Annotated in this window: 23 protein-coding genes and 3 tRNA genes (1 of these 26 running past the window's edge); 3 read left to right on the top strand and 23 right to left on the bottom strand. The window is 57.4% G+C overall.

Translation table 11 applies throughout. The annotated features are described in order from the left end of the window. The 21 genes from tuf (EL255_RS01260) to EL255_RS01160 form a co-directional block, all read right to left on the bottom strand. Positions 1–706 carry the 5' portion of an elongation factor Tu gene (gene tuf, locus EL255_RS01260; protein ID WP_126623228.1) on the bottom strand. The gene continues 479 nt to the left of window position 1, outside the view, so only the first 706 of its 1,185 coding nucleotides appear in the window; its start codon is at positions 704–706; its stop codon lies off the left edge, out of view. Positions 707–760: 54 nt separating this feature from the next. Continuing rightward, positions 761–2,866: an elongation factor G gene (gene fusA, locus EL255_RS01255; protein WP_042654553.1), complete on the bottom strand. Its 2,106-nt coding sequence runs from the start codon at positions 2,864–2,866 to the stop codon at positions 761–763. Positions 2,867–2,940: 74 nt separating this feature from the next. Beyond that, entirely contained in the window at positions 2,941–3,411 is a 471-nt protein-coding gene (gene rpsG, locus EL255_RS01250) for a 30S ribosomal protein S7 (RefSeq protein WP_033129801.1), read from the bottom strand. A 93-nt stretch (positions 3,412–3,504) separates the two neighbouring features. Further along, complete coding sequence (gene rpsL, locus EL255_RS01245) at positions 3,505–3,879, bottom strand: 30S ribosomal protein S12 (protein WP_005306278.1); 375 nt, start codon at positions 3,877–3,879, stop codon at positions 3,505–3,507. Between the two features lie 182 nt (positions 3,880–4,061). After that, a complete protein-coding gene (tusB, locus tag EL255_RS01240) occupies positions 4,062–4,340 on the bottom strand; it encodes a sulfurtransferase complex subunit TusB (protein ID WP_042654552.1) in 279 nt (92 codons plus the stop codon). Between the two features lie 7 nt (positions 4,341–4,347). After that, positions 4,348–4,704 carry a sulfurtransferase complex subunit TusC gene (gene tusC / locus EL255_RS01235; RefSeq protein WP_042654551.1) on the bottom strand — a complete coding sequence of 119 codons (357 nt, stop codon included), beginning with the start codon at positions 4,702–4,704 and terminating at the stop codon, positions 4,348–4,350. A gap of 9 nt (positions 4,705–4,713) precedes the next feature. Next, positions 4,714–5,106 (bottom strand): sulfurtransferase complex subunit TusD, encoded by a 393-nt coding sequence (gene tusD / locus EL255_RS01230; protein ID WP_042654550.1) that lies wholly within the window; start codon positions 5,104–5,106, stop codon positions 4,714–4,716. Between the two features lie 86 nt (positions 5,107–5,192). After that, positions 5,193–5,573: a RidA family protein gene (locus tag EL255_RS01225; protein WP_042654549.1), complete on the bottom strand. Its 381-nt coding sequence runs from the start codon at positions 5,571–5,573 to the stop codon at positions 5,193–5,195. 24 nt (positions 5,574–5,597) lie between these two features. Continuing rightward, on the bottom strand, positions 5,598–6,314 hold the full coding sequence (locus tag EL255_RS01220) for a helix-turn-helix transcriptional regulator (protein ID WP_042654548.1): 717 nt from the start codon (positions 6,312–6,314) through the stop codon (positions 5,598–5,600). Positions 6,315–6,510: 196 nt separating this feature from the next. Further along, positions 6,511–10,815, bottom strand: coding sequence for a DNA-directed RNA polymerase subunit beta' (rpoC, locus tag EL255_RS01215; protein WP_042654547.1), 4,305 nt, complete (start codon positions 10,813–10,815; stop codon positions 6,511–6,513). A 91-nt stretch (positions 10,816–10,906) separates the two neighbouring features. After that, positions 10,907–14,935, bottom strand: a complete 4,029-nt coding sequence (gene rpoB / locus EL255_RS01210) for a DNA-directed RNA polymerase subunit beta (RefSeq protein ID WP_042654546.1) — start codon at positions 14,933–14,935, stop codon at positions 10,907–10,909. A 222-nt stretch (positions 14,936–15,157) separates the two neighbouring features. Further along, on the bottom strand, positions 15,158–15,520 hold the full coding sequence (gene rplL, locus EL255_RS01205) for a 50S ribosomal protein L7/L12 (protein ID WP_042019315.1): 363 nt from the start codon (positions 15,518–15,520) through the stop codon (positions 15,158–15,160). Positions 15,521–15,571: 51 nt separating this feature from the next. After that, entirely contained in the window at positions 15,572–16,072 is a 501-nt protein-coding gene (gene rplJ / locus EL255_RS01200; protein ID WP_042654545.1) for a 50S ribosomal protein L10, read from the bottom strand. A 257-nt stretch (positions 16,073–16,329) separates the two neighbouring features. Further along, positions 16,330–17,031 carry a 50S ribosomal protein L1 gene (gene rplA, locus EL255_RS01195; protein WP_042654544.1) on the bottom strand — a complete coding sequence of 234 codons (702 nt, stop codon included), beginning with the start codon at positions 17,029–17,031 and terminating at the stop codon, positions 16,330–16,332. 4 nt (positions 17,032–17,035) lie between these two features. Further along, positions 17,036–17,464 carry a 50S ribosomal protein L11 gene (gene rplK, locus EL255_RS01190; protein WP_016352267.1) on the bottom strand — a complete coding sequence of 143 codons (429 nt, stop codon included), beginning with the start codon at positions 17,462–17,464 and terminating at the stop codon, positions 17,036–17,038. A 134-nt stretch (positions 17,465–17,598) separates the two neighbouring features. Further along, positions 17,599–18,150, bottom strand: coding sequence for a transcription termination/antitermination protein NusG (nusG, locus tag EL255_RS01185; protein ID WP_033130103.1), 552 nt, complete (start codon positions 18,148–18,150; stop codon positions 17,599–17,601). A 9-nt stretch (positions 18,151–18,159) separates the two neighbouring features. Then, positions 18,160–18,531: a preprotein translocase subunit SecE gene (secE, locus tag EL255_RS01180; protein ID WP_042654543.1), complete on the bottom strand. Its 372-nt coding sequence runs from the start codon at positions 18,529–18,531 to the stop codon at positions 18,160–18,162. A 60-nt stretch (positions 18,532–18,591) separates the two neighbouring features. After that, positions 18,592–18,668: transfer RNA gene (locus EL255_RS01175), tRNA-Trp, on the bottom strand. A 52-nt stretch (positions 18,669–18,720) separates the two neighbouring features. Then, positions 18,721–19,905: an elongation factor Tu gene (gene tuf / locus EL255_RS01170; RefSeq protein ID WP_126623228.1), complete on the bottom strand. Its 1,185-nt coding sequence runs from the start codon at positions 19,903–19,905 to the stop codon at positions 18,721–18,723. 173 nt (positions 19,906–20,078) lie between these two features. After that, positions 20,079–20,153 (bottom strand) — tRNA-Gly (locus EL255_RS01165). A 38-nt stretch (positions 20,154–20,191) separates the two neighbouring features. After that, positions 20,192–20,276: transfer RNA gene (locus EL255_RS01160), tRNA-Tyr, on the bottom strand. A 261-nt stretch (positions 20,277–20,537) separates the two neighbouring features. Between EL255_RS01160 and coaA the strand changes: the two genes are divergently transcribed. Then, entirely contained in the window at positions 20,538–21,476 is a 939-nt protein-coding gene (gene coaA / locus EL255_RS01155) for a type I pantothenate kinase (protein WP_042654330.1), read from the top strand. 84 nt (positions 21,477–21,560) lie between these two features. On the opposite strand, the gene birA is transcribed toward coaA, so the two are convergent. Next, on the bottom strand, positions 21,561–22,526 hold the full coding sequence (gene birA, locus EL255_RS01150) for a bifunctional biotin--[acetyl-CoA-carboxylase] ligase/biotin operon repressor BirA (RefSeq protein WP_042654331.1): 966 nt from the start codon (positions 22,524–22,526) through the stop codon (positions 21,561–21,563). Next, positions 22,523–23,560 carry a UDP-N-acetylmuramate dehydrogenase gene (gene murB / locus EL255_RS01145; RefSeq protein ID WP_042654332.1) on the bottom strand — a complete coding sequence of 346 codons (1,038 nt, stop codon included), beginning with the start codon at positions 23,558–23,560 and terminating at the stop codon, positions 22,523–22,525. Before murB ends, birA begins: the two co-directional genes overlap by 4 nt. Before the next feature lie 125 nt (positions 23,561–23,685). Here murB and EL255_RS01140 point away from each other — a divergent pair, with 125 nt between their 5' ends. Both EL255_RS01140 and EL255_RS01135 read left to right on the top strand, forming a co-directional pair. Beyond that, positions 23,686–24,339 (top strand): potassium channel family protein, encoded by a 654-nt coding sequence (locus EL255_RS01140; RefSeq protein WP_042654333.1) that lies wholly within the window; start codon positions 23,686–23,688, stop codon positions 24,337–24,339. Beyond that, positions 24,336–25,691: a TrkH family potassium uptake protein gene (locus EL255_RS01135; RefSeq protein WP_042654334.1), complete on the top strand. Its 1,356-nt coding sequence runs from the start codon at positions 24,336–24,338 to the stop codon at positions 25,689–25,691. Before EL255_RS01140 ends, EL255_RS01135 begins: the two co-directional genes overlap by 4 nt. Positions 25,692–25,695 lie beyond the last annotated feature (4 nt).

Here is a 25,695-nt window from a genome sequence, read left to right as displayed (position 1 = left end):
TACCGCGCTCAACACGACCGGTTACTACGGTACCACGGCCAGCGATGGAGAAGACGTCTTCGATAGGCATCAGGAACGGCAGGTCGATTGCACGCTCCGGCTCCGGGATATAGGTATCCAGGTGGTTAGCCAGCTCGATGATCTTCTCTTCCCAAGCAGCGTCGCCTTCCAGCGCTTTCAGCGCGGAACCACGGACTACCGGCAGGTCATCACCCGGGAAATCGTACTCGGTCAGCAGTTCGCGAACTTCCATCTCGACCAGCTCAAGCAGCTCTTCGTCGTCGACCATGTCGCACTTGTTCATGAACACGATCATGTACGGGATACCAACCTGGCGACCCAGCAGGATGTGCTCACGAGTCTGCGGCATCGGGCCGTCAGTCGCAGCTACTACCAGGATCGCGCCGTCCATCTGGGCAGCACCGGTGATCATGTTTTTAACGTAGTCGGCGTGACCCGGGCAATCTACGTGGGCGTAGTGACGGGCAGCGGTGTCGTATTCTACGTGGGAGGTGTTGATGGTGATACCACGCTCACGCTCTTCCGGCGCCTTGTCGATCTGGTCGAAGGCGAAAGCTTTACCACCGAAGTGCTTGGCCAGCACGTTGGTGATGGCGGCGGTCAGGGTGGTTTTACCGTGGTCAACGTGGCCGATGGTGCCGACGTTTACGTGCGGTTTGTTACGCTCAAATTTTTCTTTAGACACGACGTAGTCCTTCTAGGTTAAACCCGCCTACCGTCGTAGGCGGGGAATCATAAATTACTTGGATTTGCGCTCTTCGATGACTGCCTGGGCCACGTTGTTCGGGGCGTCGGAGTACTTAGCGAATTCCATTGCGTAGGAAGCACGACCTTGGGTAGCGGAACGCAGAGCGGTCGCATAACCGAACATCTCGGCCAGCGGCACCAGGGCACGTACGATCTTGCCGGACGGGCCGTCTTCCATACCTTCGATCAGGCCACGACGACGGTTCAGGTCACCGATAACGTCGCCCATGTAATCTTCCGGGGTCTCGACTTCAACCTTCATGATCGGCTCGAGCAGGACCGGGCTTGCCTTCATGTAACCAGCCTTGAAGGCCAGGGAGGCAGCGATCTTGAACGCCAATTCGGAGGAGTCGACATCGTGGTAAGAACCGTAGTGCAGACGCACACCCAGATCCATTACCGGATAACCTGCCAGCGGGCCGGATTTCAGCTGCTCACGGATACCCTTGTCAACGCCCGGGATGTATTCGCCAGGGATCACGCCGCCTTTGATGTCGTTAACGAACTCATAGGCTTTGCCGGCTTCCAGCGGGTACATGTCGATGATGACGTGACCATACTGACCACGACCACCAGACTGCTTGGCGTGCTTACCTTCGATGTCCTTGACGGTTTCACGAATGGTTTCACGGTAGGCAACCTGTGGCTTACCTACGTTCGCTTCAACCTTGAACTCGCGACGCATACGGTCAACGATGATGTCCAGGTGCAGCTCACCCATACCGGCGATGATGGTTTGACCAGATTCTTCGTCAGTCCATACGCGGAAAGACGGATCTTCCTGCGCCAGACGGCCGAGTGCCAGACCCATCTTCTCTTGGTCAGCCTTGGTTTTCGGCTCAACCGCGATGGAGATTACCGGCTCCGGGAATTCCATACGCTCGAGGATGATCGGTGATTTTTCGTCACACAGGGTGTCACCAGTGGTCACGTCTTTCAGACCGATGGCGGCAGCGATATCGCCTGCGCGAACTTCTTTGATCTCTTCACGCTTGTTGGCGTGCATCTGAACGATACGGCCAAAACGCTCGCGCTTCTCTTTGACAGAGTTCAGCACGGAGTCACCGGAGTTAACTACACCGGAGTACACGCGGAAGAAGGTCAGGTTGCCTACGAACGGGTCGGTAGCAATCTTGAATGCCAGAGCAGAGAACGGCTCTTCATCAGAAGCATGACGCTCGTCTTTGGTGACGCCGTCCAGCTTCAGACCGTCGATGGCCGCTACGTCGGTCGGTGCCGGCAGATAGTCAACCACGGCATCCAGCATGGCCTGTACGCCCTTGTTCTTGAACGCGGAGCCACAGGTAACCAGGATGATTTCGTTGTTCAGAACGCGCAGACGAAGAGCTTTCTTGATCTCTTCCTCGGTCAGTTCTTCACCACCCAGGTATTTTTCCATCAGATCTTCAGACGCTTCAGCAGCGGCTTCGACCAGGGTCATGCGCATTTCTTGCGCTTGTTCCAGCAGCTCAGCCGGGATCTCTTCGTAATCGAAGGATACGCCCTGATCTGCTTCGCTCCAGTTGATGGCTTTCATCTTGACCAGATCGATAACGCCCTTGAAGTTCTCTTCTGAACCGATGTTCAGTTGCAGCGGAACCGGGTTACCTTTCAGACGGGTCTTGATGTGCTCAACGCAGCGCAGATAGTTGGCACCAGTACGGTCCATCTTGTTGACGAACGCGATACGGGGAACCTTGTACTTGTTAGCCTGACGCCATACGGTCTCAGACTGTGGCTGTACGCCACCTACGGCACAGTACACCATCACGGCACCGTCCAGAACACGCATTGAACGCTCTACTTCGATAGTAAAGTCAACGTGGCCGGGGGTATCGATGATGTTGATACGGTGCGGTTGGAACTGTTTGCCCATACCGGACCAGAACGCGGTGGTCGCGGCGGAGGTGATGGTAATACCACGCTCTTGTTCCTGTTCCATCCAGTCCATGGTGGCAGCGCCATCGTGAACTTCACCGATCTTGTGACTTACACCGGTATAAAACAGAACGCGCTCGGTAGTGGTAGTCTTACCGGCGTCGATGTGAGCGGAGATACCGATGTTACGATAACGCTCAATGGGGGTTGTACGAGCCATTGTCATCCTCTTACTAGGAGCGTGCCCCTAGATAACTGAAGGTGCGCAGAGCCAAAAGACCCTGCGCAAGCGGATTACCAGCGGAAGTGAGCGAAGGCCTTGTTCGCTTCAGCCATACGGTGAACGTCTTCACGTTTCTTGACAGACGAACCCTTATTGTCAGCGGCATCCAGCAGCTCGCCAGCCAAACGCTGAGCCATTGATTTTTCACCACGTTTACGAGCGGCGTCAACCAACCAGCGCATTGCCAGGGCATTGCGACGGACCGGACGAACTTCTACCGGTACCTGATAAGTTGCACCACCGACACGACGAGATTTAACCTCGACGGACGGACGGATGTTGTCCAGAGCGACTTCGAACAGGGCCAGGTGCTCTTTGCCAGATTTGGTGGCAATGATGTCCAGGGCGCCATAAACGATGGCTTCTGCAACAGATTTCTTACCGTCAACCATTACTACGTTGACAAATTTAGCCAGCAGCTCTGATCCGAACTTAGGATCCGGCAGGATTTTACGCTGACCAACAACACGACGTCTTGGCATTTCAAATTCTCCGTAACTTCAGGGATTACCCAAAACTAGAAAGTTATCTAACTAGAAACGAATTAACGTTTGGCCTTACTTAACGGAGAACCATTAAGCTTTAGGACGCTTCACGCCATACTTGGAGCGAGCCTGCTTACGGTCTTTAACACCGGCACAGTCCAACGCACCACGAACGGTGTGATAACGAACACCTGGCAAATCCTTGACACGACCGCCACGGATCAGAACAACGGAGTGTTCCTGCAGGTTGTGACCTTCACCGCCGATATAGGAGGTGACTTCGAAGCCGTTGGTCAGACGTACACGGCAGACTTTACGCAGTGCAGAGTTAGGCTTCTTGGGGGTGGTGGTATATACACGGGTGCATACGCCACGCTTCTGAGGGCACGCTTCCAGCGCCGGCACGTTGCTTTTCACAACGAGCTTGATGCGTGGCTTGCGAACCAACTGGTTAATAGTTGCCATCAAAAGGCTCCTGATAATGACTTCATAAACGTGTGAAAAATCCTCCCCGCAGATACGGGGACGCGAAATTTTATGCCCTGTTGTCTGGGGAGTCAAGATTTATACAATTCGTGCGCCAAAAGGGCAAATGACATCCCGCAACTAATGTGGTAACCACCTGAGCTATCAAGCAAAAATTAAAACTAGCTGGCCCAGGTCTGGGGTGATCCCTGCTCGGCGATCAGGCTGATCAGGCCGGGCATGTCGAGTTCCATCCCGATCCTGCACGGCAATCCCCTCGCCCGCAGGTCTTCCCCCATCACATAGAGCGGGATCCCGGCCAAGCGTTCACACCACTCCGGCGCGACGACAGCCACCACGGCATCCTGCATCAACACCAGCGGATCCTCTGCCTGGCGATAGCGCAGTGCCTGTTCGAGGTCCTGGTTCAGGAAGGGAGAATTCAATACCAGCTGAATCATGGGCACCTCAGAAGCTGATGTGGGTGGTGCAACGGCCCCACTGGTGGCGGATCTCCGCGGGGGACAGCGCCGTCACGGGGATCAGCAGATCCGCCGCGGTCAGGCCACGCTCGGCCAGCGAAGCCGCACAGACATAGACCTCCTCGATGTCGTACAGTTCCAGCATCTTGAAGGTCGGAGCATAGTGGCGCTGCAATATCGCCTGTGGCGACTGTTCCTTGACCAGCTGCAACACGCCGTCCCCCAGCAGGAACAGGGCCAAAGACTCGGTCAATGCCGAGGTAGCCAGCAGGGCATCCAACCCTTCCCGACCGCTCGCCGTGCCATGGGGACCACGCCGGCAGATAAAGGCAATCTTGCTCATCTCATCCCCCTAGAACTGGACGAAGCGATCGGCAGTCAGGCTGGCCTCGGCCAGCTGCCCCAATCCACTCAGGCGAAATGGCGCCTGCAGGTTGAACTGGGTCTTGCCGACCCCCTTCGCCTCGGTCTCGTCGAGCACACCACGCCGCATGGCGGCGGCGACACACACATCGATGCCGATGCCCTGTGCCAGGGCCAGCTCGCGCCACAGCGTCACCAGGTCGGTCTCATCGGACGCGGGGGCATGCAAGCTGCTGCCGTTATAGACCCCGTCCTGATAGAAGAACAGGTGAGACAGGCGATGGCCCTGCTCGATGAGGCTCAGGGCGAAGCGATAGGCGGTGCTGGCCGTCTGGGTGCCATAGGCGGGCCCAGTGACCAGCAGGGCAAAATTCAGACTCATGTCCGGACTCCTGCGCAAATATGCATCCATTCTACCTCAAAGACGAAAAAGCCCCTCCTGGGAGGGGCTCTTCCAATGACAGTGGCTCAGACGTAGGCGATGGCTTCGACTTCGACCAGGACGTCCTTGGGCAGGCGAGCCACTTCCACACAGGAGCGCGCCGGTGCGGCGTCGCCGAAGTAGCGGGCATACACCTGATTGAAGGCCACGAAGTTATTCATGTCGCTGAGGAAGCAGGTTGTTTTAAGCACCTTGCCGGTATCGGCGCCGGCTGCCTTCAATACTGCAACCAGGTTCTTCATCACCTGCTCGGCCTGCGCTTCGATGCCACCGGCGACTATGTCCATGGTGGCGGGATCGAGCGGGATCTGCCCAGAGGTGAAGACCAAATCACCCAGCTTGGTAGCCTGGACGTACGGGCCAATTGCGGCAGGAGCCTTGTCGGTTGCAATCACTTCTTTAGCCATTCTCACTATCCCCTTCTATGGCGCTTATTCGTTCTCTTCTTCACCCTGCTTGCGCTGTCGGATGTACAGATAAACGGTATGTTTGGAAATATTCAACTTGTCGGCGACCAGGTTGATCGAGTCCTTGATATCAAATATGCCCTTCTCGAACAGCTGGGTCACGATAAAACGATTCTTGGCATTGTTGGCCACGGTCGGATCGCGATTGATCTCGTCGATGGTGTTGTCCACCGTCTGGGCGACCAACTCCTCCACGCTATTGGCAAAGGTTTCCGGCGATTGGCGCTCCGCTTGCTGCGGGGTCGGGAAAAACTCGGCCACGAACTCGTGGAAGGGCGCATTGATGTGCAGGTTGATGCAGATCAGTCCGACCACCTGCTTGTCGCTGTTGCGGATGGCGATGGTACTCGACTTCATCAGCGCACCGGTCCGGCTGCGCGCGAAGTAACTCTGGGTGTGATCCTGGCCGGTGCTCTCGATGTCCTTGAGCATACGCAGGGCCAGATCGGTGATCGGCGCCCCCAGGGTACGTCCCGTGTTAAAGCCGTTTGCTATCTTGATCACTGACTCATGCAGATTTTCCAGGGAGTGAAGCACCACCTCGCAGTGCTTGCCGAACAGATCGGCCAAGCCTTCGATGAGGCCCTCATATGAACGCAACAATTCCCTGTCTTCGTCTGTAAAAGCGCGACCGCTCAGTCGTTCTTCGGGAAGCAGTACTTCCTCGATACCTGCAGCCATGTTCTACCCCTGTAATAACCATTCAACTTTCCCGAGTTTTCAATTGCGGGGGATCAATGTCAACTTTTTTTGATTTTTTGCTCTATAACCTTGCACTGGATCATCCCCTGCCCCAGCACCGTGCAAGGCCGTGGCGCGCGACAGGCATAAAAAAGGGCCCCGCGAAGGGGCCCTCTTTAATCACAACGGCTGAAGATTACTCTTCGTCAAAGCTGCCGGCTGCGTTGAGCAGATCCGCCAGGTTTTGCTGAGCCTCATCGGCAGTCACCTGCGGTACACCGACAGCACGGGCTGCGGCGGCACGCTGGTTGATCCGGGCATGGTGGTAGGCAAAGCCGGTACCAGCCGGGATCAGACGACCCACGATCACGTTCTCTTTCAGGCCACGCAGTTCGTCACGCTTGCCGCCAACGGCCGCTTCGGTCAGAACACGAGTGGTTTCCTGGAAGGAAGCCGCGGAGATGAAGGACTCGGTGCTCAGAGATGCCTTGGTAATACCCATCAGGATATGACGGAAGGTGGCCGGAGTCTTACCCTCGGCAACCAGCTTACGGTTGGCAATCTTCACACGAGCCACTTCAACCTGCTCACCTTCGATCAGGTCGGTGTCGCCAGCGCTCAGGATCTCGCACTTGCGCAGCATCTGACGGACGATGACTTCGATGTGCTTGTCGTTGATCTTAACGCCTTGCAGACGGTAAACGTCCTGCACTTCGTTGGCGATATAGTTGGCGACCGGGCTGATACCGCGCAGACGCAGGATGTCGTGAGCAGACTCAGGACCGTCCGCCAGCACTTCACCCTTCTCAACTTTTTCACCTTCGAACACGTTTAGGTGACGCCACTTCGGAATCATCTCTTCGTAGATGTCGCCACCGTCGGTCGGGGTGATGACCAGACGGCGCTTGCCCTTGGTCTCTTTCCCGAAGGAGATGGTACCGGAGATCTCGGCCAGGATAGCCGGTTCCTTCGGTTGGCGTGCTTCGAACAGATCCGCAACGCGCGGCAGACCACCGGTGATGTCCTTGGTACCGCTGGACTCTTGCGGGATACGCGCAACCGCGTCACCCACACCCACGTTGGCACCATCTTCCAGGTTCACGATCGCCTTGCCCGGCAGGAAGTACTGGGCGGCAACATCGGTACCCGGGATCATGACATCCTTGCCATTCTGGTCGACCAGTTTCACGGTCGGACGCATCTCTTTACCGGCGCTCGGACGTTCGTTGACATCCAGCACGACGATGGAGGAGAGACCGGTCAACTCGTCGGTCTGACGAGTGATGGTCACGCCATCGATCATGTGTTCGAAGTCCAGGCGACCTGCTACTTCAGTGATGATCGGGTGGGTGTGCGGATCCCAGTTGGCGACGGTGTCACCGGCACTCACGGCCTGGCCATCTTTCACTTCCAGGACGGAACCGTAAGGCAGCTTGTGGCTTTCCTTGGTACGGCCCATCTCGTCCATGATGGTCAGTTCGGTAGAACGGGAGGTGATTACCAGCTTGTCAGCACTGTTGGTAACAAACTTGGCGTTCTGCAGCTTGATGCTACCGGTGTTCTTGACCTGGATGCTGCTCTCGGCAGCGGCTCGGGATGCGGCACCACCGATGTGGAAGGTACGCATCGTCAGCTGGGTACCCGGCTCACCGATGGACTGGGCGGCGATAACACCGACAGCCTCACCCTTGTTCACCAGGTGACCACGGGCCAGATCACGGCCGTAGCAGTGAGCACAGTTACCGAAGTCGGTCTCACAGGTGATGGCAGAACGTACCTTCACGCGGTCGACGGAGTTACGTTCCAGCAGATCACACAGATACTCGTCGAGCAGGGTATTGCGCGCGACCAGGATCTCGCTTTCAGTACCCGGCTTGATCACGTCTTCCGCGACCACACGACCCAGCACGCGCTCACGCAGCGGCTCGACCACGTCGCCACCTTCGATCAGCGGAGTCATCCACAGACCTTCGGTAGTGCCGCAATCGTCCTCGGTGACCACCATGTCCTGAGCCACGTCGACCAGACGACGAGTCAGGTAACCGGAGTTCGCCGTCTTCAGTGCGGTATCCGCCAGACCTTTACGAGCACCGTGAGTGGAGATGAAGTACTGCAGTACGTTCAGACCTTCACGGAAGTTCGCCACGATCGGCGTTTCGATGATGGAGCCATCCGGCTTGGCCATCAGGCCACGCATACCGGCCAGCTGACGGATCTGGGCGGCGGAGCCCCGCGCACCAGAGTCGGCCATCATGAAGATGCTGTTGAACGAGGCCTGCTCTTCTTCTTCACCCAGGGAGTTGACGTTACGCTCCTTGGACAGGTTATCCATCATGGCCTTGGAGACGCGATCGTTCGCGCTGGCCCAGATATCGATAACCTTGTTATAGCGTTCGCCCGCGGTCACCAGACCGGACAGGAACTGGTCCTGGATCTCGGCAACTTCGGCTTCGGCAGCGGCAACGATGTCTTTCTTGGCATCCGGGATGACCATGTCATCGATACCAACAGAGGCACCAGACAGGGCCGCATAGTGGAAACCGGTATACATCAGCTGGTCAGCGAAGATGACGGTGTCCTTCAGGCCCTGCTTGCGATAACAGGTGTTCAGCAGACGGGAGATGAGCTTCTTGCCCAACGCCTTGTTGGAGACGCTCTTGATCCAGTTCTGCGGATTGGCATCCAGATCGGCCTGCTCTGCCGCAGTCAGCACCTTCGGCTCGTCGATCAGCGCGTATTCCATGCCTTTCGGCAGGATCAGGCTCAGGATCGCACGACCAACGGTGGTGTTCTTCAGCTCGGTACGCTCTACCAGCGAATCATCTGCTTGACGCAGGTATTCGGTGATACGCACTTTGACGCGAGCATGCAGATCGGCCAGACCGGCGCGATAGACCTTCTCGGCTTCTTTCGGGCCGGCCAGCACCATACCTTCGCCCTTGGCGTTGATACGGGCACGGGTCATGTAGTACAGACCCAAGACCACGTCCTGGGAAGGAACGATGATCGGCTCACCGGAGGCAGGCGACAGGATGTTGTTGGTAGACATCATCAGGGCACGCGCTTCCAGCTGGGCTTCCAGGGTCAGCGGTACGTGGACCGCCATCTGGTCACCATCGAAGTCCGCGTTATAGGCGGCACAGACGAGCGGGTGCAGCTGGATGGCCTTGCCTTCGATCAGGGTCGGTTCGAACGCCTGGATACCCAGACGGTGCAGGGTCGGTGCACGGTTCAGCAGGACCGGGTGTTCGCGGATCACTTCGTCCAGGATGTCCCAAACGACGGCTTCTTCGCGCTCCACCATCTTCTTGGCGGCCTTGATAGTGGTCGCCAGACCGCGGGATTCCAGCTTGCCGTAGATGAAGGGCTTGAACAGCTCCAGCGCCATCTTCTTCGGCAGACCGCACTGATGCAGACGCAGGGTCGGACCTACGGTGATAACGGAACGACCGGAATAGTCGACGCGCTTACCCAGCAGGTTTTGACGGAAACGACCTTGCTTACCCTTGATCATGTCGGCCAAGGATTTCAGCGGGCGCTTGTTGGAACCAGTGATGGCACGACCACGACGGCCGTTGTCCAGCAGGGCATCCACGGACTCTTGCAGCATGCGCTTTTCGTTGCGCACGATGATGTCCGGGGCGGCCAGGTCCAGCAGACGCTTCAGGCGGTTGTTACGGTTGATCACGCGACGATACAGATCGTTCAGATCTGACGTTGCGAAACGGCCGCCGTCCAGCGGTACCAGCGGACGCAGGTCCGGCGGCAGCACAGGCAGCACTGTCATGATCATCCACTCCGGCTTGTTGCCGGACTGCAGGAAAGCTTCCATCAGCTTCAGACGCTTGGTGGTCTTCTTGCGCTTGGTCTCGGAGTTGGTCTGATCCAGCTCCTCGCGCATGGTCTTGACTTCACCTTCCAGATCGATGGCACGCAGCAATGCAAGTATTGCTTCGGCACCCATCTTGGCGTCAAATTCGTCGCCCCACTCTTCCAGTGCGTCCAGATAGTTCTCTTCGGACAGCATCTGGCTGCGCTCGAGGTTGGTCATGCCGGGTTCGATCACCACATAGGATTCGAAATACAGCACGCGCTCGATGTCACGCAGGGTCATGTCCAGCAGCAGACCGATACGGGACGGCAGGGACTTCAGGAACCAGATGTGGGCAGTCGGGCTGGCCAGCTCGATGTGGCCCATACGCTCGCGACGGACCTTGGTCTGGGTCACTTCTACGCCGCACTTCTCGCAGATCACACCACGGTGTTTCAGGCGCTTGTACTTGCCGCACAGACACTCGTAGTCCTTCACCGGTCCGAAGATACGGGCACAGAACAGACCATCACGTTCCGGCTTGAAAGTCCGGTAGTTGATGGTCTCAGGCTTTTTGACCTCACCGAATGACCAGGAGCGGATCATGTCAGGAGAGGCCAGACCGATCTTGATACTGTCAAACTCTTCGGTCTTGGTCTGAGCCTTCAAAAACTTGAGTAAGTCTTTCACGTGTTTCCCCTGTCAGGAGTCTAACCTCGGCGCCCCAACTGCCAAAGCAGCGGGGCGCCCACGTCAATTCTCGAACAATAAGAGCGAGCTCTTACTCTTCGTCCAGCTCGATGTTGATACCCAGAGAGCGAATTTCCTTCAGCAATACGTTGAAGGATTCGGGCATGCCCGGCTCCATACGGTGGTCGCCATCCACGATGTTCTTGTACATCTTGGTACGGCCATTCACATCGTCAGACTTGACGGTCAGCATTTCCTGCAGGGTATATGCCGCACCGTAAGCCTCCAGGGCCCACACTTCCATCTCACCGAACCGCTGGCCACCAAACTGTGCCTTACCACCCAGCGGCTGCTGGGTAACCAGGCTGTAGGAGCCGGTAGAACGCGCATGCATCTTGTCGTCTACCAAGTGGTTCAGCTTGAGCATGTACATGTAACCCACGGTGACCTTACGCTCGAAAGTGTTACCGGTACGACCGTCGAACAAGGAGATCTGACCGGATTCCGGCAGATCGGCCAGCTTCAGCAGGGCCTTGATTTCGTGCTCTTTGGCACCATCAAAGACAGGTGTAGCAACTGGCAGACCCTTACGCAGGTTACCCGCAAGGGTACGTACGTCGTCGTCAGACAGCTCGGCGATGTTCACTTGCTGGGTGTCTTTCTCGCCCAGGTCATAGACCTGTTGCAGGAATTCACGCATCTCGTGCAGCTCGCGCTGATCTTTGATCATGCGGTCGATCTTCTCGCCGATGCCCTTGGCCGCGAGGCCCAGATGCACTTCGAGGATCTGACCGATGTTCATACGGGACGGTACACCCAGGGGGTTCAGTACGATGTCGACCGGACGGCCGAACTCGTCATGGGGCATATCCTCGACCGGGCAGATCTTGGAGATAACACCCTTGTTACCGTGACGGCCCGCCATCTTGTCACCCGGTTGGATGCGACGCTTGACTGCCAGGTAAACCTTGACGATTTTCAGTACGCCCGGCGCCAGATCATCACCCTGGATAATCTTGCGACGCTTGTTCTCGAACTTCTTGTCGAAGTCGGCTTTCAGCTCGATGTGCTGCTCGCCGATCTGCTCCAGTTCGATCTGTTTGGCTTCATCTTCGATGGCCAACTCAAACCACTTGGAACGATCCAGCTTGTTCAGACGATCTTCGCTGTAACCGGCGGCCAGCAGCAGGTTGCGGGAGCGGCCGAAGATGCCGTCTTCCAGGATCTTGAACTCTTCGGTCAAGTCCTTCTTCGCTTCCTTCAGCTGCATCTCTTCGATTTCTTTGGCGCGCTTGTCTTTTTCCACGCCATCGCGGGTAAAGACTTGCACGTCAACCACGGTACCGTACACACCGTTCGGCACACGCAGGGAGGAGTCCTTCACATCGGAGGCCTTCTCACCGAAGATGGCGCGCAGCAGCTTCTCTTCCGGCGTCAGCTGGGTTTCACCCTTGGGTGTTACCTTACCAACCAGAATGTCGCCGCCCTTCACTTCGGCACCCACGTAGACGATACCGGACTCGTCCAGCTTGGACAGAGCGGCTTCACCCACGTTCGGGATGTCGGCAGTGATCTCTTCCGGACCCAGCTTGGTGTCACGGGAGATACAGGCCAGTTCCTGGATATGGATGGTGGTCAGGCGATCTTCCTGTACCACGCGCTCGTTTACCAAGATCGAATCTTCGAAGTTGTAACCGTTCCACGGCATGAACGCGACGCGCAGGTTTTGGCCCAGCGCCAGTTCGCCCAGATCGGTAGACGGACCGTCAGCGACCACATCGCCCGCCATCACCGGCTCACCCAACATCACGCAAGGACGCTGGTTGATACAGGTGTTCTGGTTGGAACGGGTGTATTTGGTCAGGCTGTAGATGTCGATGCCGGCTTCGCCTGGCAGCAGCTCATCTTCATTGACCTTGATAACGATACGGGAGGCATCGACGTAGTCGATCATGCCGCCACGCTTGGCCACTACGGTTACCCCGGAGTCGACGGCCACGGCGCGCTCCATACCGGTACCTACCAGCGGCTTGTCGGCACGCAGAGTCGGTACGGCTTGACGTTGCATGTTCGAACCCATCAGGGCTCGGTTAGCATCATCGTGTTCCAGGAACGGGATCAGAGCAGCAGCCACAGAGACGATCTGTTGCGGGCTCACGTCCATGTACTGGATCTGGTCGGCGTTCATAAAGGTGGATTCACCCTTATGGCGGCACGGGATCAACTCATCTTTCAGACGGCCATCTTCGGAGGTCGCGGCGTTAGCCTGAGCGATCACGTACTTGCCTTCTTCGATTGCAGACAGGTAATCCACTTCGTCGGTGATCACACCGTCGATGACCTTGCGGTACGGGGTCTCGAGGAAACCGTACTCGTTGGTGCGGGAATACACGGACAGCGAGTTGATCAGACCGATGTTCGGACCTTCCGGAGTTTCGATAGGGCACAGACGACCGTAGTGAGTCGGGTGTACATCTCGAACTTCGAAGCCGGCACGCTCACGGGTCAGACCACCCGGGCCCAGCGCGGAAATACGACGCTTGTGGGTCACTTCGGACAGCGGGTTGTTCTGGTCCATGAACTGGGACAGCTGGCTGGAACCGAAGAACTCTTTGACCGCGGCGGAGATCGGCTTGGCGTTGATCAGATCCTGCGGCATCAGGGTGTCCAGGTCGCCCAGGGAGAGACGCTCCTTGACCGCACGCTCGACACGCACCAGACCGACACGGAACTGGTTCTCGGCCATTTCACCGACAGAACGGATACGACGGTTACCCAGGTGGTCGATATCGTCCACCTCGTCATTGCCGTTACGGATGTCGATCAGGCGCTTCATGACCTCGACGATGTCGTCTTTGGTCAGCACACCTACGCCGGTCTCGTCTTCACGACCCAGACGGCGGTTGAACTTCATCCGACCCACGGTAGACAGGTCATAACGCTCGGAAGAGAAGAACAGGTTCTCGAACAGCTGCTCAGCCGCTTCGCGGGTGGGCGGCTCGCCCGGACGCATCATGCGGTAGATCTCGACCAGTGCTTCCAAACGGGTGGAGCTGGAGTCGATGCGCAGGGTCTCGGACATGTAAGCACCGTGATCCAGTTCGTTGGTGAACAGAACCTCGAAGTGCTTGAAGCCGGCTTGGGACAGGTTGGCAACCGCTTCCAGGCTCAGCGCCTGGTTGGCAGTCACGACCACTTCGCCAGTCTGCGGATGTGCGTAGTTCTTGGCTGCAACTTTGCCAACAACATACTCCACCGGCACCTCAATCTGGGTGATGGCGTCTTTTTCCAACTGACGGATGTGGCGCGCGGTTACCCGACGACCGGTTTCAACCACCACGGCGCCATTGGCGATGATGTCGAAGGTCGCAGTCTCACCACGCAGGCGCTCGGGCACCAGGTCCATCATCAACTTGCCATCTTTAACCTCGAAACCTATGGTCTCGAAGAAGGTGGCCAGAATCTGTTCGGAACCGAAGTCCAGGGCGCGCAGAATAATGGATGCCGGCAATTTACGACGACGGTCGATACGGACAAACAGGTTGTCTTTTGCATCGAACTCGAAGTCCAGCCAGGAGCCACGGTAGGGGATAACGCGGGCGTTATACAGTACCTTACCGGATGAATGTGTTTTGCCTTTATCATGGTCGAAGAAGACGCCCGGGCTGCGGTGCAGCTGGGAGACGATGACCCGCTCGGTACCATTGATAACAAAGGTGCCGTTTTCGGTCATGAGCGGAATTTCGCCCATGTAAACTTCTTGTTCCTTGATGTCTTTGACGGTGCCGGCAGCTGCTTCACGGTCGTACAGAACCATACGAAGCTTGACACGCAGCGGCGCGGAGTAGGTCACTCCACGGATCTGGCATTCTTTTACGTCAAATACCGGCTCACCCAGGCGATAGCTGACATACTGAAGCTCAGCACTACCGGAGTAACTGGTGATCGGGAAAACGCTACGGAAAGCGGCCTCTAGGCCGTATTCACCTTCCGGGTCAGCCTCGATGAACTGCTTGAAGGAGTCCAGCTGAATGGACAACAAATAAGGCGTGTCCAGTACCTGGTCTCGCTTACCGAAGTCCTTACGAATGCGTTTTTTTTCGGTATAAGAGTAAACCATAGGGTTCCTCAGCTCGCTGATAAGTGACCCACTCTGTCCCGCAGGACAGCTCTGTCTCAACACCGTTTTGTGTTGGCCCGGACGATGATACGGTCCGGATTGCTGGTGCACCGAGAGTCGTAAACGGTGTGAAATGCTCTCAGTCTACAGCGCAAAAAGGCTGGTGAACAAATATTCACCAGCCCTAGCCTGTTTTATCAGGCTAATCTACATAAATGCAGATTATTTGATCTCAACAGAAGCACCAGCTTCTTCAAGCTGCTTCTTCAAAGCTTCAGCTTCATCTTTGGAGATGGCTTCTTTCAGGTTGGTCGGTGCAGCTTCTACCAGGTCCTTGGCTTCTTTCAGGCCCAGACCGGTGGCAGCACGAACGGCCTTGATGACGGCAACTTTGTTGGCGCCAGCAGCAGTCAGAACTACGTCGAACTCGGTCTTCTCTTCTACTGCTTCAGCGGCCGGACCGGCAGCTACAGCAACAGCGGCAGAAACACCGAACTTCTCTTCCATTGCTTCGATCAGCTCAACAACTTCCATTACGGACATGGAAGCAACGGCTTCGATGATTTGGTCTTTAGTGATAGACATGACAAAAATTCCTGATGTTGAATAAACTCAAACAGCCTAAATAGGCGAGAATCAAGCAGCAGCTTGTTTCTGGTCGCGAACAGCAGCGATAGTACGAACCAGCTTGCCAGCAGAGGCTTCCTTCATGGTAGCCATCAACTTCGAAATCGCTTCGTCGTAGGTCGGCAGCGTGGCCAGACGATCAATTTGTGCTGCGGCGATAAACTCACCGTTAAAAGCGCCAGCCTTGATTTCGAACTTTTGGTTCGCTTTGGCAAACTCTTTGAACAGACGAGCGGCAGCGCCCGGGTGTTCGTTAGAGAAAGCAATCAAGGTAGGACCAGTCAATACGTCGTTCAGGCAACCGAATTCGGTGCCCTCTACCGCGCGACGCAGCAGGGTGTTACGCACAACGCGCATGTACACACCGGCTTCACGAGCGGATTTACGCAGGACGGTCATCTTGTCAACAGTCACACCGCGAGAATCGGCTACAACTGCAGACAGAGCGCCTTTGGCAGCTTCGTTGACTTCAGCAACAATTGCCTTTTTGTCTTCGAGTCCCAATGCCATTGGCTTAACTCCTGGATTGAATCTGAGTCTCATGACTCAGTACTGACACATCCCCCCTACCTTCACAACAGAGGGGAACGATGCGGTAGCAGGATTCCAGAAGAGAAAGAAAACTTTCTCGCTGGGTGTCCGGCACCGTCTACGCAGGAAGGATTAAGGCCATGCGGCCACCTGCGGTCTTGGACGGAGGTCGAAACCCCCAACCAATCAAGGCGCAAAATTATAGATTAAATTTTGCGCCTTGTAAAATCCATCAATTAGCCCTGAGCTTCCAGAGAAGCTTGGTCTACGGCAACACCGGCACCCATGGTGGTGGAGATGCTGACTTTCTTGATGAAGATACCTTTGGCGGAAGAGGGTTTGCCCTTTTTCAGAGCAACCAGCAGAGCTTCCAAGTTTTCTTTCAGCTGAACTTCGTCGAAAGAAACCTTACCCAGAGTGGTATGGATGATACCATTCTTGTCATTGCGGTAACGAACCTGACCGGCTTTAGCATTCTTCACAGCTTCAGCAACGTTCGGAGTCACGGTACCCACTTTCGGGTTAGGCATCAGGCCACGCGGGCCCAGGATCTGACCCAGTTGACCAACAACGCGCATGGCATCCGGGGATGCGATCACGACGTCGAAGTTCATCTCGCCTTTCTTGACCAGCTCGGCCAAGTCATCCATACCAACCAGTTCAGCACCGGCAGCCTTGGCGGCTTCGGCGTTGGCACCCTGGGTGAATACGGCGACACGGATGTCACGACCGGTACCGTGCGGCAGTACAGTAGCACCACGTACGTTCTGGTCGGATTTACGAGCATCGATACCCAGGTTAACGGCAACGTCAACGCTTTCAACGAACTTGGCGGTAGCCAGTTCTTTCAGCAGGGCAATGGCTTCGTTGATGGAGTACTCTTTGGTACCGTCAACTTTTTCGCGAATAACGCGCATACGCTTGGAAAGTTTTGCCATTGTCTTAATCCTCCACTACCAGGCCCATGGAACGAGCGGAGCCTGCGATGCAACGTACTTTTGCATCCAGATCGGCACCAGTCATGTCCGGCTCTTTGGTCTTGGCGATTTCTTGCAGCTGAGCAACAGTCACCTTACCAACTTTGTCTTTGTTCGGCTTGGCGGAACCAGACTGGATACCAGCGGCTTTCTTCAGCAGGAAGGAAGCAGGCGGAGTCTTGGTTTCGAAGGTGAAGGAACGGTCGCTGTAAACGGTGATCACGACCGGAGTCGGTGAGCCTTTTTCCAGCTTCTCTGTACGAGCGTTGAACGCCTTACAGAATTCCATGATGTTGACACCGTGCTGACCCAGCGCAGGACCAACGGGAGGGCTGGGGTTAGCACTGCCAGCCTTAACTTGCAGCTTGATATAAGCTGTGACTTTCTTAGCCATTACGAAAATACCTCAAAAATGGGTTCTAGCGCCTCGGAGACATACTCCTGCAAACGGCTCCCCAACAAATAAAGGGGCAGCGAATTATAGAGATATTCGCTGCCCCTGACAACCGTTAAACGTACAGACTTTAATCAGCCTTTTTCGACCTGACCAAAATCCAGTTCTACCGGCGTTGAGCGACCAAAGATCAGTACCGAGACCTTCACGCGACTCTTCTCGTAGTCCACCTCTTCAACGGTACCGTTGAAGTCGGCAAACGGACCATCGGCAACCCGCACCATCTCACCCGGTTCAAACAGGGTTTTCGGCCGCGGCTTGTCATGGGCGTCTTGCAGACGATTGAGGATGGCATCCGCTTCCTTATCGGAGATAGGAGCAGGGCGATCGGAAGTACCGCCGATGAAACCCATCACGCGCGGTACGTTACGCACCAGGTGCCAGGTGGTTTCATCCATCAGCATCTGCACCAGGACATAACCCGGGAAAAATTTGCGCTCACTCTTGCGCTTCTGGCCAGCACGCATCTCGACCACTTCTTCGGTCGGGACCAGCACTTCGCCAAACATCTCTTCCATGCCATGCATCTTGATATGTTCACGCAGGGATTTGGCAACCCGACCTTCATAGCCGGAAAATGCCTGCACGACATACCATCTCATACGTTGTTCACGTTGTTCAGTCATGGCTTATCCTTACACACCGGTAATCAAATTGACCAACCAGACCAAGGCACCGTCCAGAAGGAACAGCAAAAGCCCCATCACGGCGGTCACCGCCAGCACAATCAGGGTTGTCTGAATGGCTTCCTGACGGGTCGGCCATACGACCTTGCGGACTTCCAGGCGCGACTCACGAGCAAATGCCAGTGTTGCCTTACCTTTGGTGGTTTGCAGGGCCACTGCACCAGCAGCGGCGATGACAACGACCACACCCAGGGCGCGGACGGCTGCGACAACATCGTGCAGCAGGTAATTACCCACTACAGCGGCCGCCAGGATGATGAAAACCAGACCCCAAAGCAGGGTATCCTTGTTTCCGCCCTGTCCCTCAGAACTAACACTCATACAACCCACCTGTATCTGACGTAACCAAAGACACAAAAGCCCCGTACGAGACGAGGTATATGGCAGGGGCGGCAGGACTCGAACCCGCAACCATCGGTTTTGGAGACCGCTGTTCTACCAATTCGAACTACGCCCCTGCATAAGAAAGCCCCTATTATAGGGGCTTCGCTTTATTTATGTAAGCCAAGATTACGCGATTACGCTGGCTACAACACCAGCACCTACGGTACGGCCACCTTCACGGATGGCGAAACGCAGGCCGTCGTCCATCGCGATCGGTGCGATCAGGGTAACAACCATTTTGATGTTGTCGCCTGGCATTACCATTTCAACGCCTTCCGGCAGTTCGATGGTACCGGTCACGTCGGTAGTACGGAAGTAGAACTGAGGACGGTAGCCCTTGAAGAACGGGGTATGACGACCACCTTCTTCTTTGGACAGTACGTACACTTCAGATTCGAACTTGGTGTGCGGCTTGATGGAGCCCGGCTTGGCCAGTACCTGACCACGCTCTACGTCTTCACGCTTCACGCCACGCAGCAGGGCGCCAACGTTCTCACCGGCACGACCTTCGTCCAGCAGCTTGCGGAACATTTCTACACCGGTACAGGTGGTGGTCACGGTATCTTTGATACCGACGATTTCGACGGTCTCACCGACTTTAACGATACCGCGCTCAACACGACCGGTTACTACGGTACCACGGCCAGCGATGGAGAAGACGTCTTCGATAGGCATCAGGAACGGCAGGTCGATTGCACGCTCCGGCTCCGGGATATAGGTATCCAGGTGGTTAGCCAGCTCGATGATTTTCTCTTCCCAAGCAGCGTCGCCTTCCAGCGCTTTCAGCGCGGAACCACGGACTACCGGCAGGTCATCACCCGGGAAGTCGTATTCGGTCAGCAGTTCGCGAACTTCCATCTCGACCAGCTCAAGCAGCTCTTCGTCGTCGACCATGTCGCACTTGTTCATGAACACGATCATGTACGGGATACCAACCTGACGACCCAGCAGGATGTGCTCACGAGTCTGCGGCATCGGGCCGTCAGTCGCAGCTACTACCAGGATCGCGCCGTCCATCTGGGCAGCACCGGTGATCATGTTTTTAACGTAGTCGGCGTGACCCGGGCAATCTACGTGGGCGTAGTGACGGGCAGCGGTGTCGTATTCTACGTGGGAGGTGTTGATGGTGATACCACGCTCACGCTCTTCCGGCGCCTTGTCGATCTGGTCGAAGGCGAAAGCTTTACCACCGAAGTGCTTGGCCAGCACGTTGGTGATGGCGGCGGTCAGGGTGGTTTTACCGTGGTCAACGTGGCCGATGGTACCCACGTTAACGTGCGGTTTATTACGCTCAAATTTTTCTTTAGACATGATCGTCCCTCTAAACTAACGCTGAGTACGCGGTGGCAAGCTAACCACAGAACAGTTTATATGATGGATTTGAATCTGGTGGGAATAGAGAGGCTGGTGCTGGCAGGCAGGTTCGATTGCCGAACACACCCTAGGGTGTGGCTCTCAGTATCACCTGAGCCATATCAGCATCTTGGAGCGGGCAGCGGGAATCGAACCCGCATCATCAGCTTGGAAGGCTGAGGTAATAGCCATTATACGATGCCCGCATTTCTCTAACCCAAAGAACTCAAACCGCAGAGAAATATGGTGGAGGGAGAAGGATTCGAACCTTCGAAGGCAGAGCCGTCAGATTTACAGTCTGATCCCTTTGGCCGCTCGGGAACCCCTCCGGTACCTCAATGCCACAACGGTAATTCTGCTTGCACCCGTTGTTTTGTCGCTTTTGCCGGGCAAATAGACGACAGACATCTAAGCGTCGCGCATTTTATTGTAAGGATTTTGGGGATGCAACCATTGCACCCTGCAAAAAGTGCATTATTGCAGGGATCCATGCAAAAAAAGCCTCCTTCCCCGTCCGAACCGGATGCGTCACTTGTCGCTCCCGATCCCTTGGTGTATGGTCGCCCTGCCCAAGAAACAGTGATGACATCATGACGACAGAGCATAACCCCTATTTGCAATTCACCCGCGAACAATGGGCGTTATTGCGCGATGCAGTCCCCCTGACCCTGACCGAAACCGACCTGCATACCCTGCGCGGGATCAACGAGAAGGTGTCATTGCGCGAGGTAGAAGAGATCTATCTACCCCTCTCCCGCCTGCTCAATCTCTACGTCAAGGCCAAGCAGCGCCGCAGTCGGGTGCTGGAGCAGTTCCTCGGCCAGTCCCGTGGCAAGGGCACCTACATCATCAGCATCGCCGGCAGCGTGGCGGGGGGCAAGAGCACCACGGCCCGCATCATGCAGGCGCTGCTGGAACGCTGGCCCGAGCATCCACGCGTCGAGCTGGTCACCACGGATGGCTTCCTGTATCCCAACAAGGAGCTGGAGGAGCGCGGGCTGATGCGCCGCAAGGGCTTCCCGGAGTCCTACGACATCCGTCACCTGGTGGAGTTTGTCGCCAATATTCGCGCCGGCCACGAGAAGGTCGAGGCCCCCGTTTACTCCCACCTCATCTACGACATCCTGCCGGATGAGAAGAAGGTGGTGGAGCAACCGGACATCCTGATCCTGGAGGGGCTGAACGTGCTGCAGAGCGGCATGGATTACCCGCAGGAACCCCACCGGGTCTTCGTGTCAGATTTTGTCGACTTCTCCATCTATGTGGATGCCGATGCCGAGCTGCTGCGCACCTGGTACATAGATCGTTTCCTCAAGTTCCGCAGCGGCGCCTTCTCGGATCCGGACTCCTACTTCCATCACTACGCCAAGCTGGCGGAGAGTGAAGCCACCGAGATTGCCAGCAACATATGGCAAGATATCAACTATCTGAATTTGAAAGAGAACATCCTGCCGACCCGAGAACGGGCCAACCTGATCCTGACCAAGGGTCACGAGCACGCCATCGAGCAAATCAAGCTGCGCAAGTGATGGCAGGCGCCAACGGCGGACATGCAAAGGGGGCCCTCGGGCCCCCTTTGCTATTGTGGTCAACGGCCAGGCCCAGTCCCTGACTCAGTCCCCGCGCCGCAGGGAGATCTCGCCCCCCAGGTAGTATTTGATCCCCTCGTCCGTCTCCAGCCGCAGCGCGCCACGATCGTCGATGCCGCGGGCGATGCCACGGATTTCCTGCTCCCCCATCAGCAGCCGCACCGGCCGGCCGGCAAAGTAGTCGAGCCGGTTCCAGCTCTCGACGAAGCTGGCCAGGCCGCTCTGCTCGAAGGTCTGCATGGCCCGTTGCAGGTGCAGGAGCACGCAGGCCGCCAGCTGGTTGCGATCCACCAGTTCGGGCTGGACGTGGCGCAGCTCGGACCAGGCCTGATCGATCTTCTCCCCCTGCCGCGCCGGCATCGCCAGGTTGAGGCCGATGCCGATCACCAGATGGCAGCTGGCGCCGGCGCTGCCGCTCATCTCCACCAGGATGCCCGCCAACTTGCGGCCCTGATAGTAGAGGTCGTTCGGCCACTTCAGCTCGACGCCCGGATAACCGAGCGACTCCAACGCCTCCACCACGGCCACCCCGACCGCCAGACTCAATCCCATGGCTGCGGCCATGCCCTGCTCGAGGCGCCAGTACATGCTCAGGATCAGCTGGCAGCCGAAGGGAGAGACCCAGGGCTTGCCACGACGGCCACGACCGGCAGTCTGGCACTCTGCCAGGCAGCTCTCGCCGGACTGAAGCCGGCTCACCCGCTCCAGCAGATGCTGGTTGGTGGAGTCGATCACCGAGAAGCAGTGCACCGGCGCCATGGGTGCCAGGGCCTGCAGCTGCGGCTGATCGTACAGTGCCATGGGCACCGCCAGCCGATAGCCCTTGCCGGTCAGGCTGAACAGATCCAGCCCGAGATCCTTGAGGGCGGCCATGTGCTTGCTCACCGCCGCCCGGCTGATGCCGAGCTGCTCGCCGAGCTGCTCGCCGGAATGGAACTGGCCGTCGCTGAGCAGGTTGATCAGGGTCTGTCTGATGGGGGTGAGGCTCATGCCAGCACCTCGTCGAGCCTGGTCTCACCGGTGAGTCCCATGAAGCGTACCTCGTGCTCCAGCAACACGCCGAAGCGCTGCTCTACACTGTCTCGCACATGAGCCGCCAGAGCGATGAGCTCCATGGCGCTGGCCCCACCGAGGTTCACCAGCACCAGCGCCTGCTGCTGGTGCACGGCGGCGCGGCCGATGGCGAAGCCCTTGAGGCCGCACTGATCGATGAGCCAGCCCGCCGCCAGCTTGGCCTGCCCCTCCCCGGCGGGATAGACAGGCAGTTGCGGATGCTGCAGCTTGAGCCGCTCGGCCTGCGCCAGGCTGACCAAGGGGTTCTTGAAGAAGCTGCCGGCATTGCCGAGCACGGCCGGATCCGGCAGCTTGGCCATGCGGGTGGCGCAGACGGTGTCGAAGATGGCCTGCGCCTTGGGATGCTCACCGAGCGCGGCGAGCGGACCATAGCCCAGCACCGGCTGCCAGGCCTTGGGCAGGCGCAGACCGACGGCGGTGATGAAGTGGGAGTCCTGGCAAGCGTGCTTGAAGATGCTGTCGCGATAGCCGAACTGGCAGTCGGCAGCCTGAATGCGCTCCACCTCGCCCGTTTGCCAGTTGAATGCCTCCACATAGGCGCAGAAGTCGGCCAGCTCGACGCCGTAGGCGCCGATGTTCTGCACTGGGGCGGCTCCGACAGTGCCCGGGATCAACGCCAGATTCTCCAGCCCATGCCAGCCCTGCTGCAGGGCATGGCGAACCAGCTGGTGCCACTCCTCCCCCGCCGCCACGTGCAGCAGCCAGTGGTCGCCCTCATCCTGCAACTCGATGCCCTGCAGGCGGTTGAGTACCACCAGACCGGCGAAGTCGTTGCAGAACAGGATGTTGCTCCCTCCCCCCAGCACCAGGCGCGGCAGGGCGATCAGTTCGGGGTTGGCCATCAGGGATCTGAGGTCATCGAGCCGGGTCACCTCTGCCAGCCAGAGGCAATGGGCATCGAGGGCCAGGGTGTTGAGGGTCAACAAGGGGGCGTGGGGGGTGAGTTTCATCTGCGTGTCCCGACAAGAGCAAGCGGGCAGTTTACCCCAGATCCCGCGGGACGAAAAATCCAGGCACTTTTCGGACTCAATCTGCTGGGGTAGAGTAACTCCTTCAGCCCTCTGAGGAAGCATAAATGAACAACCAATTTGCCGTCATAGGCCTCGGCCTGTTCGGCAGCGCCCTGTGCGAAGAGTTGCAACGGCAGGATGCCGAGGTACTGGCGATCGACATCGACGAGGCCAAAACCCGTCAGATTGCCACCCTGTGCAATCATGTCATCGTCGCCGATGCGACCGATGAGGCCACCGTCGCCGAGCTTGGCCTGGCCAACTTCGACATCGTCTTCGTCGCCATAGGTGACAACCTGGAGACCAGCATTCTCACCACGCTAGTGCTGAAGGAGGCGGGGGTAAAGAAGGTCTGGGTCAAGGCCCGCGACAAGTTTCACGCCAAGATCCTGCAGAAGGTGGGCGCCGACAAGGTAATCAACCCTGAGTGGGACATGGGGCGCCGGGTCGCCCAGAGCATGCTGGACAACCGCCTGTTCGACTACCTGGAGCTGGGACACGACATGGTGCTGACCGAGTTTGTCATCGGCCTGGCGCAAAATGGCCGCACCCTGGCCGACCTGCACCTGTTGCAGCAGACCGAACTGCAGTTGCTGGCCATCAAGCGCGGCCAGGTGCTGCACAACGTACTGACCGGCAAGATGGAGCTGCAGCTGGGCGACATCCTGATCCTGGCCGGTAACAAGCATGCCATCGATCACTGGCTCGACACCCTATGATCAACTGGCGCAGCAGCTATGCCTTTGCCCTGCATCGGGATGCCGATTCCCGCTGGAGCGAAGCCAGGCTGATCCTCGGCAGTTTCCTCGTCATCCTGTTGATTGGCACCCTGTTCCTGGTCCAGCCCTCCAGCCACAATGGCGAGGTCACCTTCGTCAACGCCCTGTTCACCGCCACCTCGGCCATCAGCGTGACCGGCCTCGGGGTGGTGGATACCGGTACCGTCTTCACCCTGCAGGGGCAGATCTTCCTGCTGATGCTGATGGAGATCGGCGGCCTGGGCCAGATGACCATGACCCTGCTGCTGATCGCCATGTTCAGCAAGCGGGTCGGCCTGCGCCAGCAGGTGCTGGCCAAGGAGGCACTGGGTCAGGAGGGCTCGGTCAACATCATCCAGCTGGTGAAGCGCATAGTGCTGTTCGCCTTCATCGCGCAGTTGATCGGCACCGGCCTCATGGCCATCCGCTGGGTACCGGAGATGGGCTGGGTCCACGGCCTCTATGTCAGCTTCTTCCATGCGGTGTCCGCCTTCAACAACGCCGGCTTCTCGCTGTTTGCCAACAACCTCATCGACTATAGAGATGACCCCATCATCAGCCTGACCATCGCCGGTCTGCTGATCCTCGGTGGGATTGGTTTCACCGTCATCGTCGATCTGGTGCGCAACCGGCGCTGGCGCAAGCTGAAGTTACACAGCAAGCTGATGCTGCTGATGACCCCGTCGCTGTTGCTGGCCGGGACCCTGATGTTCTGGCTGCTTGAGCACAACAACCCAGGCACCTTCGGCAACGCCGGCATTGGCGGCCAGCTGTTGGCGGCTTTCTTCCAGTCTGCCAGCGCCCGTACCGCGGGTTTCAACACCATCAATATCGGCTTGATGACCCCTGCGGCCCTGCTGTTCCTGATGATGCTGATGTTCATCGGCGCCGGCGCCACCTCCACCGGGGGCGGCATCAAGGTAACCACCTTTGCGGTGGTGTTGCTGGCGACCAAGGCGTTTCTGACCAAGCGGCCCCATGTCACCGCGTTTGGCCGCACCCTGTCACCCCAGATAGTGACCCGCTCGCTGGCCATCATCATCGTCAGCACCATGGTGCTGATGCTGGCGATGTTCCTGCTGATGATCACCGAGTCACAACCCTTCGACAAGATCATGTTCGAGACCATTTCGGCCTTTGCTACCGTCGGCCTCTCCACCGGTATCACCGCCTCCCTGAGTGAGCCTGGCAAACTCATTCTGGTGCTGGTGATGATCTGCGGCCGTCTGGGGCCCCTCACACTGGCCCTCATGCTGGCCAGACCGAGCGAGACCCGGATCCGCTACCCGGAAGAGGGGGTCTATACGGGCTGATCCT

Origin of the sequence: Aeromonas encheleia, assembly GCF_900637545.1 — a bacterium.
Classification (GTDB): domain Bacteria; phylum Pseudomonadota; class Gammaproteobacteria; order Enterobacterales; family Aeromonadaceae; genus Aeromonas; species Aeromonas encheleia.
The sequence above is the reverse complement of the archived record's forward strand: the minus strand, read 5'-3'. Positions and strand labels throughout refer to the sequence as shown.

Bases quoted from the DNA above. Each gene is read 5' to 3' on its own strand.
- rplL (WP_042019315.1), bottom strand. From the start codon at position 15,520: ATGTCTATCACTAAAGACCAAATCATCGAAGCCGTTGCTTCCATGTCC.
- EL255_RS01140 (WP_042654333.1), top strand. From the start codon at position 23,686: ATGAACAACCAATTTGCCGTCATAGGCCTCGGCCTGTTCGGCAGCGCC.
- rplJ (WP_042654545.1), bottom strand. From the start codon at position 16,072: ATGGCATTGGGACTCGAAGACAAAAAGGCAATTGTTGCTGAAGTCAAC.
- rplA (WP_042654544.1), bottom strand. From the start codon at position 17,031: ATGGCAAAACTTTCCAAGCGTATGCGCGTTATTCGCGAAAAAGTTGAC.
- nusG (WP_033130103.1), bottom strand. From the start codon at position 18,150: ATGACTGAACAACGTGAACAACGTATGAGATGGTATGTCGTGCAGGCA.
- murB (WP_042654332.1), bottom strand. From the start codon at position 23,560: ATGAAACTCACCCCCCACGCCCCCTTGTTGACCCTCAACACCCTGGCC.
- secE (WP_042654543.1), bottom strand. From the start codon at position 18,531: ATGAGTGTTAGTTCTGAGGGACAGGGCGGAAACAAGGATACCCTGCTT.
- tusB (WP_042654552.1), bottom strand. From the start codon at position 4,340: ATGATTCAGCTGGTATTGAATTCTCCCTTCCTGAACCAGGACCTCGAA.
- fusA (WP_042654553.1), bottom strand. From the start codon at position 2,866: ATGGCTCGTACAACCCCCATTGAGCGTTATCGTAACATCGGTATCTCC.
- EL255_RS01220 (WP_042654548.1), bottom strand. From the start codon at position 6,314: ATGGCTGCAGGTATCGAGGAAGTACTGCTTCCCGAAGAACGACTGAGC.
- tusD (WP_042654550.1), bottom strand. From the start codon at position 5,106: ATGAGTCTGAATTTTGCCCTGCTGGTCACTGGGCCCGCCTATGGCACC.
- rpoB (WP_042654546.1), bottom strand. From the start codon at position 14,935: ATGGTTTACTCTTATACCGAAAAAAAACGCATTCGTAAGGACTTCGGT.
- coaA (WP_042654330.1), top strand. From the start codon at position 20,538: ATGACGACAGAGCATAACCCCTATTTGCAATTCACCCGCGAACAATGG.
- rplK (WP_016352267.1), bottom strand. From the start codon at position 17,464: ATGGCTAAGAAAGTCACAGCTTATATCAAGCTGCAAGTTAAGGCTGGC.
- tusC (WP_042654551.1), bottom strand. From the start codon at position 4,704: ATGAGCAAGATTGCCTTTATCTGCCGGCGTGGTCCCCATGGCACGGCG.
- EL255_RS01225 (WP_042654549.1), bottom strand. From the start codon at position 5,573: ATGGCTAAAGAAGTGATTGCAACCGACAAGGCTCCTGCCGCAATTGGC.
- birA (WP_042654331.1), bottom strand. From the start codon at position 22,526: ATGAGCCTCACCCCCATCAGACAGACCCTGATCAACCTGCTCAGCGAC.
- rpsG (WP_033129801.1), bottom strand. From the start codon at position 3,411: ATGCCAAGACGTCGTGTTGTTGGTCAGCGTAAAATCCTGCCGGATCCT.
- EL255_RS01135 (WP_042654334.1), top strand. From the start codon at position 24,336: ATGATCAACTGGCGCAGCAGCTATGCCTTTGCCCTGCATCGGGATGCC.
- tuf (WP_126623228.1), bottom strand. From the start codon at position 19,905: ATGTCTAAAGAAAAATTTGAGCGTAATAAACCGCACGTTAACGTGGGT.
- rpsL (WP_005306278.1), bottom strand. From the start codon at position 3,879: ATGGCAACTATTAACCAGTTGGTTCGCAAGCCACGCATCAAGCTCGTT.